The 11,634-nt window shown below is 67.6% G+C and carries 13 protein-coding genes and 1 tRNA gene; 4 read left to right on the forward strand and 10 right to left on the reverse strand.

Features of this window, described 5'->3' with window-relative positions:
• Positions 1–6: 6 nt before the first annotated feature.
• The 6 genes from tolB to clpB all read right to left on the reverse strand — a co-directional run bounded on the left by tolB (position 7) and on the right by clpB (position 6,739).
• A complete protein-coding gene (gene tolB / locus Q0D93_RS02285; protein WP_366510240.1) occupies positions 7–1,371 on the reverse strand; it encodes a Tol-Pal system beta propeller repeat protein TolB in 1,365 nt (454 codons plus the stop codon).
• Positions 1,372–1,412: 41 nt separating this feature from the next.
• Positions 1,413–2,414, reverse strand: coding sequence for a hypothetical protein (locus Q0D93_RS02290; RefSeq protein ID WP_294391231.1), 1,002 nt, complete (start codon positions 2,412–2,414; stop codon positions 1,413–1,415).
• A 40-nt stretch (positions 2,415–2,454) separates the two neighbouring features.
• On the reverse strand, positions 2,455–2,838 hold the full coding sequence (gene tolR, locus Q0D93_RS02295) for a protein TolR (RefSeq protein WP_294390784.1): 384 nt from the start codon (positions 2,836–2,838) through the stop codon (positions 2,455–2,457).
• A 55-nt stretch (positions 2,839–2,893) separates the two neighbouring features.
• Positions 2,894–3,592 carry a protein TolQ gene (tolQ, locus tag Q0D93_RS02300; protein WP_294390787.1) on the reverse strand — a complete coding sequence of 233 codons (699 nt, stop codon included), beginning with the start codon at positions 3,590–3,592 and terminating at the stop codon, positions 2,894–2,896.
• Positions 3,589–4,053 (reverse strand): YbgC/FadM family acyl-CoA thioesterase, encoded by a 465-nt coding sequence (locus tag Q0D93_RS02305; RefSeq protein ID WP_294390791.1) that lies wholly within the window; start codon positions 4,051–4,053, stop codon positions 3,589–3,591. The genes tolQ and Q0D93_RS02305 overlap by 4 nt, the downstream gene beginning before the upstream one ends.
• Positions 4,054–4,159: 106 nt before the next feature.
• Positions 4,160–6,739 carry an ATP-dependent chaperone ClpB gene (gene clpB / locus Q0D93_RS02310; RefSeq protein WP_294390794.1) on the reverse strand — a complete coding sequence of 860 codons (2,580 nt, stop codon included), beginning with the start codon at positions 6,737–6,739 and terminating at the stop codon, positions 4,160–4,162.
• 107 nt (positions 6,740–6,846) lie between these two features.
• Between clpB and Q0D93_RS02315 the strand changes: the two genes are divergently transcribed.
• Positions 6,847–7,146, forward strand: a complete 300-nt coding sequence (locus Q0D93_RS02315) for a hypothetical protein (RefSeq protein ID WP_294390797.1) — start codon at positions 6,847–6,849, stop codon at positions 7,144–7,146.
• A gap of 156 nt (positions 7,147–7,302) precedes the next feature.
• On the opposite strand, the gene Q0D93_RS02320 is transcribed toward Q0D93_RS02315, so the two are convergent.
• From Q0D93_RS02320 to gpmA, 3 genes are read right to left on the reverse strand one after another with little or no spacing between them, the layout of a single operon-like run.
• Complete coding sequence (locus Q0D93_RS02320; protein ID WP_294390800.1) at positions 7,303–8,358, reverse strand: 5-(carboxyamino)imidazole ribonucleotide synthase; 1,056 nt, start codon at positions 8,356–8,358, stop codon at positions 7,303–7,305.
• A complete protein-coding gene (gene purE / locus Q0D93_RS02325) occupies positions 8,355–8,810 on the reverse strand; it encodes a 5-(carboxyamino)imidazole ribonucleotide mutase (RefSeq protein ID WP_294391233.1) in 456 nt (151 codons plus the stop codon). Before purE ends, Q0D93_RS02320 begins: the two co-directional genes overlap by 4 nt.
• A gap of 24 nt (positions 8,811–8,834) precedes the next feature.
• The gene (gene gpmA / locus Q0D93_RS02330) at positions 8,835–9,521 is read right to left on the reverse strand and encodes a 2,3-diphosphoglycerate-dependent phosphoglycerate mutase (protein ID WP_294390803.1); all 687 of its coding nucleotides are present in this window, start codon (positions 9,519–9,521) and stop codon (positions 8,835–8,837) included.
• A gap of 133 nt (positions 9,522–9,654) precedes the next feature.
• On the opposite strand from gpmA, the gene purS reads away from it, so the two are divergent.
• The gene (gene purS / locus Q0D93_RS02335; RefSeq protein WP_294390806.1) at positions 9,655–9,885 is read left to right on the forward strand and encodes a phosphoribosylformylglycinamidine synthase subunit PurS; all 231 of its coding nucleotides are present in this window, start codon (positions 9,655–9,657) and stop codon (positions 9,883–9,885) included.
• Positions 9,886–9,890: 5 nt separating this feature from the next.
• Entirely contained in the window at positions 9,891–10,559 is a 669-nt protein-coding gene (purQ, locus tag Q0D93_RS02340; protein ID WP_294390810.1) for a phosphoribosylformylglycinamidine synthase subunit PurQ, read from the forward strand.
• Positions 10,560–10,609: 50 nt separating this feature from the next.
• On the opposite strand, the gene Q0D93_RS02345 is transcribed toward purQ, so the two are convergent.
• On the reverse strand, positions 10,610–11,356 hold the full coding sequence (locus Q0D93_RS02345) for a queuosine precursor transporter (RefSeq protein WP_294391236.1): 747 nt from the start codon (positions 11,354–11,356) through the stop codon (positions 10,610–10,612).
• Positions 11,357–11,412: 56 nt separating this feature from the next.
• Between Q0D93_RS02345 and Q0D93_RS02350 the strand changes: the two genes are divergently transcribed.
• Positions 11,413–11,489: transfer RNA gene (locus tag Q0D93_RS02350), tRNA-Arg, on the forward strand.
• Positions 11,490–11,634: the final 145 nt, after the last annotated feature.

An 11,634-nucleotide genomic window follows, 5' to 3' on the forward strand; every position in this document is an offset into this window, starting at 1 on the left:
CTCTAATTACGGCAGCAACGGCCCCCAGGCGGGATCCGAACCATCAAGCGGCGTAGGAATGCGACGTGCATTCACGCCCGTCAAATCCACCGACCACAGATCGGCCTTGCCCGATCCCCGCGCCGTGCGGAAGAACATCAGCACGCGGCCGTTGGGGGACCAGGTGGGGCCTTCGTCCTGCCAGCCATCGGTCAGGTCGCGCGCGCCCGATCCGTCCGGCCCCATGACCCCGATCGAGAAACCCCCGCCGGTATGCGTGTACGCGATCAGGTCGCCGCGCGGGCTCCACACCGGGGTGGCATAGCGCCCGCCGCCGAAACTGACCCGCTTCTGATTCGATCCGTCCGCGTTCATTACGTACAGCTGCTGGCCGCCCGAACGATCGCTTTCGAACACGATCCGCGACCCGTCGGGCGAATAGCTGCCGCCGGTGTCGATGCCGGGCGAGGTCGTCAGCCGCACCGGCTCGCCGCCGCTGGCCGGCACGCGATAGACGTCGCAATTGCCGTTCACGATCATCGAGAAGAGTATGTAACGCCCGTCCGGCGAGAAACGCGGTGCAAAGGTGGTATAAGGCTGGTTGACCACCAGCCGTTTCCGCCCCGACCCCACATCATACACATAGACGCGCGGCTGCCTGTTCTCGAACGACATGAACACCACCGTCTGGCGACTGGGCGCGAAGCGCGGCGTCAGCACCAGGCTCTGGCCGTTGGTGATGAAGCGGTGGCTGGCGCCGTCCTGGTCCATGATCGCCAGCCGCTTGGTGCGGTTCTTCTTGGGCCCGGTTTCGGACACGTAGATCACCTGGCTGTCGAAATAGGGCCCCTCGCCCGTCAGGCGCGAGTAAACGGTGTCGGCGCATTTGTGCGCGGCCCGGCGCCATTCGGCCGGGCGCACCACGAAGCCCTGCCGTGCCAGCTCCGTCTTGGCGAACACGTCGTAGAGGTAGCAGCCGACCGTCAGCGTGCCGTCGCCATTCGCCTGGACGAAGCCCTGCACCAGGGCCTGCGCCCCGGTCGACAGCCACGCCCCATAATCGGGCGCATTGGCCTGCGGAAAGCTGACCGGGCGTAACTGCCCCGCCGGGAGGGGCGAGAACAGGCCGCTGTTCCTGAGGTCGGCGGTGATCACGTCGGACACCTGCCGCCCCAGCGCATCTGTCGATCCCGCCGGGGTCGATGCGGCATTGGGGGTCGGCATCACCGGCACGGCGATCGGCATCGGCTGGGAGATGCCGCCGCTGATGTCCACCGTCAGCCGCTGACCCGGCTGCGGCCCCGCGCCGGGCGCCGGACCGGGCCCCTGCGCCGATCCTTGCGGCGCGGCATCCTGCGCGATCGTGGCGCCGGGCAGCAGTGCCAGCATCATCGCGCCCGCAAACCGGATCCGTCGCATCGTTCGTTCCATCGTCATTGCATCTGCCCCGGAGTGAAGCGGAAATTGAGGTCGTCCCAGCCGCCTTCATACAGTTCGGTGGGCAATTTGACAGGCGCGCAGCGGAGCACGGCCCGGCGCGCCACGTCCACGATCTGCTTGGCATAGGCGCTGTTGCCGGCATTGACGCCGGTCTGCTCCACCAGCTCCGGCGTACCGGTCACCGATCCGTCACGATTGTAGCGCAGGCGAAGCGTGGTCACGATCTGCATCGCCGGCGTGCCGCCCAGCCCGCCCAGTTCGTAGCAGGGCTGCACCTGACGCTTCAGCGCCGCGGCCAATCCGTTCATCGCCGCGCCGGACACCGCCGCACGCGCATTCGTACCCTTGCCGGTGGACTTGCCGATCACGCCCTTCAACAGGTCTCCGACGCGGGCAGCGGCCGCGCGGTCCGCCTTGGCCTGCGCATCGCTGCCGCCCCGCTCGCTCTTGGCGGTGGAGCGCACATCCTTGAGGATGTCGGACAATGCGCGCGACGGCTTGGCCGGGGCAGGCGCAGGCTTCGCCGCCGGGGCGGGTTTCGCCTTGGGCGGCGTGGGCGCGGGCTTGGGAGGAGCAGGCTCCGGCTTTGGCGGGGCGGGCCTGGGCTTCGGCGGCGCAGGCGCGGGTTTCGGCGGCGCCGGGGCCGGCGTCGGCTTTGGCGGAGCCGGGGTCGGGTTGGGGGGCGCGGGTGTGGGCGGAGCCGGGGTCGGCTTGGGGGGTGCCGGCGTCGGCGGAGGCGGCGTGGCCGGCGCGGACGGCGGCGCTTCCTGCGGCGTGCCGGCGTCCGGCGCCTGCATCTCCTGCGGCGCTTCGGTCGCGGGTTGAGGCGCGGCCGAGCGCAGGCCGACCGTATCGACCAGCTGCACGTCCAGCGCCTCGGGGGGCGGCGGGACCACGGCTGGCTTGCGCTTGGCGATGCTCAGCGACAAGGCCGCGAACAGAAGCAGGTGGCCGGCAACGGCAAAGCCCAGCCCCTTGCGGTCGGCGCGCTCCATCACGCCGCCCCGCCCGCATCGTCCGGTCGGGCCGCTGGGATCACTGGGCCTGCTGCTCGGCATTGGTGACCAGCGCCACCTTGGTCAGGCCGGCGCGGCTCAATTCGCCCATCACCTGCATCACCCGGCCATAATCCAGCGCCCGGTCGGCGCGCAGGAAGATCTGCGGCGCCTTGTCGCCCTTGGGGACGGCGGCCAGCCGGTCCGGCAGCGACGCGGGCGACACCTCGTCCTTGTCGACGAAGATCTTGCCGCTTTCATCCAGGCTGATCTCCACCGGCTGCTCCTGCTGGTCCAGCGGCGCGGCGCGGCTGTCGGGCAGGTTCACCGGCACGCCCGCCGTCATCAGCGGCGCGGTGACCATGAAGATGATCAGCAGCACCAGCATGACGTCGACCAGCGGCGTGACGTTGATTTCCGCCATCGGCGCACGGCGGCGTCCGTGATTCCGGCGCGGTGCTCCGCCCATTGCCATCGGATCAGCCCTCCGCGTCCAGTTCGCGGCTCAGGCTCATGTGAAAGCCATCGGCAAAGCGATTGAGCCGCGCCTCCACCCGGTCCAGCGAATGGCTCATCCGGTTGTAGCCGATCACGGCCGGAATGGCGGTGAACAGGCCCAAAGCGGTCGCGAACAAGGCCTCGGCAATGCCGGGGGCCACCGCGCCGAAGCTGGTATTCTGCGACGCGGCAATGTCGGCAAAGCTGCGCATGATGCCCCACACGGTGCCGAACAGGCCCACGAACGGCGTTACGCTGCCGATCGTGGCGAGCACGTTGAGTCCATTAGACAGGCGGTCGATCTCGCCCGCCGAAGCCGACGACATCGCCTGCGCCAGGCGATCGCGCGCCGCGTCGCGGTCCAGCTTGCGCCCGGAGGTGGATCGCCGCCACTCGCCGATCCCGGCCGCGAACACGCGCGCGGCCGGCAGGTCGGCCTTGCCGCGCTCGTCAAAGAAACGGTCGATATCCGGGGCCTTGGCAAAGTCGCGCTCGAACGCCTCATTCTCCCGCGATACGCGCCGCAGCAGCTGGCCGCGCCCGATGATGATCGTCCAGGTCAGCACGCTGGCCAGGATCAGCCCGATCATCACCAGTTTGACGATCAGGTCGGCATGCAGAAACAGCGCGATCGGCGACAGCGCGGCTTGAGTGTTGGTCGTAATGCTCGCGCCGTTCATGCGTCAGTCCTGCTCCCTTGAACGCCCTGGAAGGCGTGGATCCATTGTTTGGGCTGGCGGCGGGGGCGGCCATCGGGGCCCACCCACGCGACCGTCAAACGCCCTTCGGCAATAAGCTGGTCATCGCGCATGACTGTTTGCTGAATGACGCAGGCGGCGGTGCGCACCCGCTCCAGCCGGCTGACCACCATCAGCGCATCGCCCAGCCGTGCCGGCGCGCGATAGGCCATCTCCGCCGCCGCCACCACATAGCCGCCCTCGTCCGCGGTCAGCGCCGCCGCGATGTCCGCGCCGGCCAGCGCCAGCATGTCGCTGCGCGCGCGCTCGAAGAAGCGCAGGTAATTGGCGTGATAGACCACGCCGCCCGCATCCGTGTCCTCATAATAGACCCGCACGGCGAAGCGGTGCGCGCCGTCAACGAAGCGGCCGACATAAGGCCGGTCGAGAAGGTCCGCAGGCATGAACAGCCGGTTAGGGAAGCCCTTCCGATCAGGCAACCCTTGTCGACATCGGACAGGAGGAAGCCGGACCCGCGACGCGGAACCGGCTCCCCTGCTTCATCCGCGATCAGGCGACGTGCAGCGCCAGCTTGCCGTCGGCATCGTCCACCGTCACGCGCGATCCATCCGGCACCTCGCCGCGCAGGATCGCCTCCGCCAGCGGGTCCTGCAGATATTTCTGCACCGCACGCTTCAAAGGCCTTGCGCCATAAACCGGATCATAGCCGACACGGCCGAGCCATTCCCGCGCCGCGTCAGACAGTTGCAGCACGACCTTGCGATCGTTCAGCAACCGCTGGACGCGTCCGACCTGGATGTCGACGATCGGCCCCATGTGGCTCTGGCCTAGCCGGTGGAACAGGATGATCTCATCCAACCGGTTCAGGAGTTCGGGCCGGAAATGACCGCGCACCACCTCCATCACCGCCGGCTCCACGCTGTCGGTCGAGGTGTCGTCGGGCAGGTTGGCCAAGAATTGCGATCCCAGGTTGGACGTCAGGATGATCAGCGTGTTGGTGAAATCGACCGTCCGCCCCTGCCCGTCCGTCAGCCGCCCGTCGTCCAGCACCTGGAGCAGGATGTTGAACACATCGGAATGGGCCTTCTCAACCTCGTCGAACAGCACCACCTGATAGGGCCGGCGCCGCACCGCCTCGGTCAGCGTGCCGCCTTCCTCATAGCCGACATAGCCCGGGGGGGCACCGATCAGCCGCGCCACCGAATGCTTCTCCATGAACTCGCTCATGTCGAGGCGGACCATCGCGCTGTCGTCGTCGAACAGGAACCCGGCCAGCGCCTTGGTCAGCTCGGTCTTGCCCACACCGGTCGGGCCCAGGAACAGGAAGGAGCCGAGCGGCCGGTTGGGATCCTGCAACCCCGCCCGCGCGCGCCGCACCGCGCGGCTGACGGCGGCAACCGCCTGCTCCTGCCCGATCACGCGCGCACCGATCACCTGCTCCATCCGGATCAGCTTGTCGCGCTCGCCTTCCAGCATCCGCTCCACCGGCACACCCGTCCAGCGGCTGACGACGGAGGCGATATCCTCGCTCGTCACCTCCTCCCGCACCATCGCGGTGGCGGTGGCGCCCTGCGCCTCGGCCAGTTGCTTCTCCAGCGCAGGGATGATGCCGTAGCTCAGCTCGCCCGCTTTGGTGAAGTCGCCCCCGCGCTGCGCCTGGTCCAGCTGGACGCGGGCCTGGTCGAGCTGCTCCTTGACCTTGGTTTCGGCGTTCAGTTTCTCCTTCTCGGACTGCCAGCGCGCGGTCAGTTCCGCCGACTGCTGCTCCAATTCGCCCAAGTCGCGTTCCAGCGTCTCCAGTCGATCCTTGGAGGCCTGATCGGTTTCCTTGGCCAGAGCCTCGCGCTCGATCTTGAGGCGGACGATGCGGCGATCCAGCCCTTCAATCTCCTCGGGCTTGCTTTCCACCTCCATGCGCAGGCGGCTGGCGGCCTCGTCCATCAGGTCGATCGCCTTGTCGGGCAGGAAGCGGTCGGTGATGTAGCGGTTGGACAAGGTCGCCGCCGCCACGATCGCCCCGTCGGCGATGCGCACGCCATGGTGCAGTTCGTACTTCTCCTTCAGCCCGCGCAGGATCGAGATCGTGTCCTCGACCGTCGGCTCGCCCACGAACACCGGCTGGAACCGCCGCTGGAGCGCGGGATCCTTCTCCACATATTTGCGATATTCATCCAAAGTGGTCGCGCCGATGCAATGCAGCTCGCCCCGCGCCAGCGCAGGCTTCAGCAGGTTGCCGGCATCCATCGCGCCTTCGGATTTGCCCGCGCCGACCAGGGTGTGCATCTCGTCGATGAACAGGACGACGTCGCCCTCAGCAGCCTTGACCTCGTCGAGCACGCCCTTCAGCCGCTCCTCGAACTCGCCGCGATATTTCGCGCCCGCGATCAGGCTGCCCATGTCCAGCGCCATCAGGGTGCGCCCCTTCAAGCCGTCCGGCACGTCGCCATTGGCGATGCGCAGCGCCAGCCCCTCGGCAATGGCGGTCTTGCCCGTGCCCGGCTCACCGATCAGCACCGGATTGTTCTTGGTACGGCGCGCCAGGATCTGGATGGTGCGGCGTATCTCCTCGTCGCGGCCGATCACGGGGTCGAGCTTGCCCGCGCGCGCCGCCTCCGTCAGGTCGCGCGCGAACTTCTTCAGCGCGTCATAGCGGTCCTCGGCGGTGGCGGTGTCGGCGGTGCGGCCACCGCGCAATTCGTTGATCGCGCCGTTCAGCGCCTCGGCCCGCACGCCCGCCGTCTGCAACGCCTTGCCCGCCGCCGTGTTGGGCGACAAGGCCAGCGCCAGCAGCATGCGTTCCACCGTGACGAAGCTGTCGCCGGCCTTTTGCGCGACCTGCTCGGCTTGGTCGAGCACGCGCACCAGATCATTGTCGAGGCCGGGCGTCGCCTGCGCGCCCGAGCCCGAGACGGCGGGGATCTTGCCCAGCGCCAGATCGGTTTCGCCCTGCGCCCGGCGCGCATCGCCACCGGCGCGCGCGATCAGGCCGGACGCCATCCCCTGTTCGTCCTCCAGCAACGCCTTCAACAGATGCTCCGGCGCGATCCGCTGATGGCTGTTGCGGATGGCGACCGTCTGCGCCGCTTGCAGAAAGCCCTTGGCGCGTTCGGTGAATTTCTCCAGGTTCAAGTCCGTCTCCCTTCCCCACCCGATATGATGTTGCATTTCGGCCACACAAGAGGTCGCTTGATCTTTGCCAAGGCAGGCGCAAAGGCCTCTGCGAACAGGAGATTGTCATGGCCGACATTGACGGCAAGTGGAATTGCACGGTGGAAAGCCCGATGGGTCCGCAAAGCTTCGCGCTGACCGTGCGCGGCTATGGCGACACGTTCGCTGCCACCGCGGACGGCTCGTTCGGCAGCAAGACCATCCCGGAAGGGCGGATCGAGGGCGACCAACTGCTCTGGACGATGCACATTTCCAAGCCGATGCCGATGACCCTGGCCTGCCGGGCAACGGTCAACGGCGACGTAATGGAGGGCTCGGTCAAGGCCGGCTTCCTCGGTAGCTATCCAATCAAGGGCACGCGCGCCTGAGGCGCCTTCAGATAAGCTTCGCGGCGATTGCGTGGTCCTGCGCAAGCAGGAACCCAGGCCAGAAGCATGCGTCGGCGCGCAAGCATCGAATGCATCGACACCGCCCCACCGGAACGCGGCGGAGGCGGACAGCATGACAGCGAAAGCCTCTAGCGTTCAGAAGATGCGGGTGACGTGCCCCATCTTGCGACCCGGCTTCACACCGGTCTTTCCGTAAAGGTGCAGGTGCGCGGTGGGATCGGCCAATATGGTCGGCCATTCCTCCATCTCGCGCCCGATCAGGTTGCGCATCTCCGCGCCCGTGCCGACCAAAGCGGTCGAGCCGAGCGGCAGGCCGCATACCGCGCGAATGTGGTTCTCGAATTGCGAGGTCACCGCACCCTCGATCGTCCAATGACCTGAGTTATGAACGCGCGGCGCCATCTCGTTGAAAACAGGGCCATCCTTGCTGGCGAAGAACTCGCAGGCGAGCACCCCGACATAGCCAAGCGCCCCCGCAATTCGTTCGGCCAGCGCGCCCGCTTCCTCCGCCTGCTCCGCCACGATGCCCGAGGGCGGCACGGTCGACAGATCGAGGATGCCGTCCTTGTGCCGGTTGGTCGCCGCGTCATAGCGAACGATCCGCCCGTCCAGCCCGCGCGCCAGGATGATGGAGAATTCCGCCTCGAACGCGACCATCTTCTCCAGCACGGCCGGCTGCTCACCGATCGCAGCCCAGGCATCCCCGGCCTGTGCGGCGTCACGCACCCGCGCCTGCCCCTTGCCGTCATAACCGAAGCGACGCGTCTTCAGGATGGCGGGCATGCCGACCATCTCCAACGCCTGGGTCAGGTCCGTCAGGCTGTCGACCGGGCAGTAAGGCGCGGGTCTGCCGCCCACCGTTTCGGCGAACGCCTTTTCCGCCACCCGATCCTGCGCCACCTCCAGCGCACGCAGAGAGGGCCTCACGCCGTCCAGCCCCTTCAAGGGCGCAACGTCGACATTCTCGAACTCGTAGGTGACGACATCCACCTGCGACACCCAGGCGGCGATGGCGGCGGCATCGTCATAGTCGCCGCGCGTCCACCGTGCCGCGACCTCGCTCGCAGGCCCGCTCAGGCCCGGCGCGTAGATATGGGTGCGATAGCCGAGGTTAGCCGCCGCGATGGCCAGCATCCGGCCAAGCTGCCCTCCACCCAGGATGCCGATGGTGGAGCCGGGCCGCACGGTCACTCCGGCGCTTCGTCGACGGCGGCGGTCTGCGCTGTCCGCCAGTCTGTCACGCGCCGCGCCAGGTCCGCATCGCCCAAGCCCAGGATCTGCGCGGCGAGCAGCCCGGCATTGATCGCGCCCGCCTTGCCGATCGCCAGCGTGCCGACCGGCACCCCGCCCGGCATCTGCACGATCGACAGCAGGCTATCCAGCCCGGACAGCGCGGCCGACTGCACCGGCACGCCCAGCACCGGCAGCGCCGTCATCGACGCCGCCATGCCCGGCAGGTGCGCCGCGCCGCCCGCGCCGGCGATCAGCACCTTCAGCCCGCGATCCGCGGCGCCCTGCGCATAATCATACAGCCGCTGCGGGGTGCGATGCGCCGACACCACCTTGGCCTCATGCGCGACGCCCAATTTCTCCAGCGTCTCGGCGGCATGGCGCATCGTCTCCCAATCGGAGCGCGAGCCCATGATGATCCCGACCAGCGCCACGCCTCAACGCTCGCTCAGATAGTAACGCTCCAATGCGTTCAGATCGTCATCCAGCTGGTAGACGATCGGCTGCCCGGTCGGGATCTCCAGCCCGGTAATCTCGTCGTCCGAAATGCCCGACAGATGCTTCACCAGCGCGCGCAGCGAATTGCCGTGGGCGGAGATCAGCACCCGCTTGCCGGCCTTCAGTTCGGGCACGATCCGCTCCTCCCAATAGGGCAGCACGCGCGCGATCGTGTCCTTCAGGCTTTCCGTCTGCGGGATCGGAACGCCCTGGTAGCGTTCGTCCTTGGCCAGGTCCCACGGGCTGCCGTCTTCCGGCAACGGCGGCGGAATGTCAAAGCTGCGGCGCCAGATCTTGACCTGATCCTCGCCATGCTTGTCCGCCGTCTCTGCCTTGTTGAGGCCGGTGAGCCCGCCATAATGGCGCTCGTTCAGCTTCCAGCTCTTCTCGGTCGGCAGCCACAGCCGGCCCATCGCCTCCAGCGCGAGGTTCAGCGTCTTGATTGCGCGGCTCTGGAAGCTGGTGAAGGTCAGGTCGAAGTCGAGCCCCTTCTCCTTCATCAGTTCGCCCGCGGCCCAGGCTTCCTTCACGCCCAGTTCGGTGAGGTCCACGTCCCACCATCCGGTGAAGCGATTCTCCAGGTTCCAGGCGGATTGGCCATGGCGGATCAGGACGAGCGTCGGCATGCGGTCGGCGGCTTCCTTTATGTGTCTGGCTACCGGCCTTAGCCGCGCGAAAGCGGCGCGTCACCCCCAAGCAGCCACCCCGGCGATCCAAGCGGCTTGACCGGACGCGCCGAGTGGTGGAGGGGCATGGCCCATGAAGACGCGCATCTACGTCACGCTCAAGAACGGCGTGCTCGATCCCCAGGGCAAGGCGATCCACCATGCGCTGGAGGGCCTCGGCTTCTCCGGCGTGGAGGGGGTGCGGCAGGGCAAGCTGATCGAGCTCGACCATGCCCACGGCGTCAGCGACGCGGACCTCGACGCCATGTGCCGCAAGCTGCTCGCCAACACCGTGATCGAGAATTATCGGATCGAGCGGGGTTGAGCGCCATGAAGTCGGCAGTGATCGTCTTTCCCGGCTCCAATTGCGACCGCGACCTTGCCGTAGCGATCGAGGAGGTGACCGGCTCCGCGCCGGAGATGCTGTGGCACGGCGAGACGGCGCTGCCGGTGGGCATCGACCTGGTCGCGGTGCCCGGCGGCTTCTCCTATGGCGATTATCTCCGCTCCGGCGCCATGGCGGCGCGGTCGCCGGTGATGAAGGCGGTGGTCGAGGCGGCCGAGCGCGGCGTGCCGGTGCTGGGCGTGTGCAACGGGTTCCAGATCCTGACGGAGGCCGGGCTGCTGCCGGGCGCGCTGATGCGCAATGCCGGCCTGTCCTTCGTCTGCCGCCCGGTGGCTTTGACGGTGGAGAACAGCCGGTCGCTGTTCACCAGCCGCTATGACGCGGGCGAGCGGATCACCATCCCCGTCGCGCACCATGACGGCAATTACACCGCCGACGCCGACACGCTGGACCGGCTGGAAGGCGAAGGCCGCGTCGCCTTCCGCTATGCGGAGCGGGTCAACGGCTCGGCCCGCGATATCGCCGGGATCGTCAATGCCCAGGGCAACGTGCTCGGCATGATGCCGCACCCCGAACGGATGATCGGTCCGGAACATGGCGGGGCCGATGGTCGCCGCCTGTTCGAAGGCCTGGTGCAGGCGGTCGCCGCCTGACTTCTGACCGGATGCGTACGGCGGCCTGCCGGCAGGCCGCCTGACGTTCTTCACACGCCCGAGTGAAACGGTGAGAAGTCGGTGCGTTCGTCGAATACGTCCACCCCCTCGCGCCGCTTGAGGAAACCGACCACAAGGTAGGTCAGCGGCGTCAGGATCGTTTCCCATATTACCTTCAGCGCCCATTGGGTCAGCAACACCGTCAGTACCTGCCCGCCGGTCCAGCCAGCCGCGCCCCAGAAAGCCAGCGGGTAGAAGATCAGGCTATCGACCCCCTGCCCTGCCAGTGTCGAGCCGATCGTCCGGCTCCACAGCCAGCGCCCGCGCGTCAGCACCTTCATCCGCGCCAGCACGAAAGTGTTGGAGAGTTCGCCCGCCCAGAAGGCCAGCAGCGAAGCGCCCGCAATGCGCGGCGCCTGCCCGAACGCCTGATAGGCCGCCTGCCCCTCCCACCCGGCCTCGGGCGGCAGGGCCACGACTACCACGCTCATCACCACCATGAACAGCAAGGCCGCAAAGCCCGCCCACACGCAGCGCCGCGCGCGGGAATAGCCGTACACCTCGGTCAGCACGTCGCCGATGACATAGGACAGCGGAAAGAACAGGATGCCCGCTCCGAACGGCCACGCCCCCAGCACCGGCAGGTCGATCACCGACCTCTTGCCCGCGCCGATCAGGTTGGACAGCAGCAGGATGGTGACGAACGCCGCCATGACGAAGTCAAAATAGCGCAGCGGCCTGCCCGCCAGCGCCCCTGCCTCCACCGCAATCGGCCGCCCCTGTTCCATCCCGTCCATCACGGTGAGACTATCGCGGTTCCTCTCCGACGCAATCCGCGCTAACGCGGCGGCGGGCGCCCGTAGCTCAGTTGGATAGAGCACGTGCCTTCTAAGCTCGTGGTCGCTGGTTCGAATCCAGCCGGGCGCGCCATTGAAAACAATTGATTTTCTCCGTGGGAGAGTTGCGTCGTTTGGACACGCATTTGGGCGTTCATGGCCTCTTATGCGGCGTGTCCGAAGGGCGGTGACCAGTGCTCAAGCGAGCGGCCGACGCGTAATCACTCCGTTTCAAGCCA

Origin of the sequence: uncultured Sphingomonas sp. (assembly GCF_934560975.1) — a bacterium.
Taxonomy (GTDB): Bacteria; Pseudomonadota; Alphaproteobacteria; order Sphingomonadales; family Sphingomonadaceae; genus Sphingomonas_I.

Bases quoted from the DNA above. Each gene is read 5' to 3' on its own strand.
- tolB (WP_366510240.1), bottom strand. From the start codon at position 1,371: ATGATGCTGGCACTGCTGCCCGGCGCCACGATCGCGCAGGATGCCGCG.
- Q0D93_RS02290 (WP_294391231.1), bottom strand. From the start codon at position 2,414: ATGGAGCGCGCCGACCGCAAGGGGCTGGGCTTTGCCGTTGCCGGCCAC.
- tolR (WP_294390784.1), bottom strand. From the start codon at position 2,838: ATGGCGGAAATCAACGTCACGCCGCTGGTCGACGTCATGCTGGTGCTG.
- tolQ (WP_294390787.1), bottom strand. From the start codon at position 3,592: ATGAACGGCGCGAGCATTACGACCAACACTCAAGCCGCGCTGTCGCCG.
- Q0D93_RS02305 (WP_294390791.1), bottom strand. From the start codon at position 4,053: ATGCCTGCGGACCTTCTCGACCGGCCTTATGTCGGCCGCTTCGTTGAC.
- Q0D93_RS02315 (WP_294390797.1), top strand. From the start codon at position 6,847: ATGGCCGACATTGACGGCAAGTGGAATTGCACGGTGGAAAGCCCGATG.
- purE (WP_294391233.1), bottom strand. From the start codon at position 8,810: ATGGGCTCGCGCTCCGATTGGGAGACGATGCGCCATGCCGCCGAGACG.
- gpmA (WP_294390803.1), bottom strand. From the start codon at position 9,521: ATGCCGACGCTCGTCCTGATCCGCCATGGCCAATCCGCCTGGAACCTG.
- purS (WP_294390806.1), top strand. From the start codon at position 9,655: ATGAAGACGCGCATCTACGTCACGCTCAAGAACGGCGTGCTCGATCCC.
- purQ (WP_294390810.1), top strand. From the start codon at position 9,891: ATGAAGTCGGCAGTGATCGTCTTTCCCGGCTCCAATTGCGACCGCGAC.
- Q0D93_RS02345 (WP_294391236.1), bottom strand. From the start codon at position 11,356: ATGGACGGGATGGAACAGGGGCGGCCGATTGCGGTGGAGGCAGGGGCG.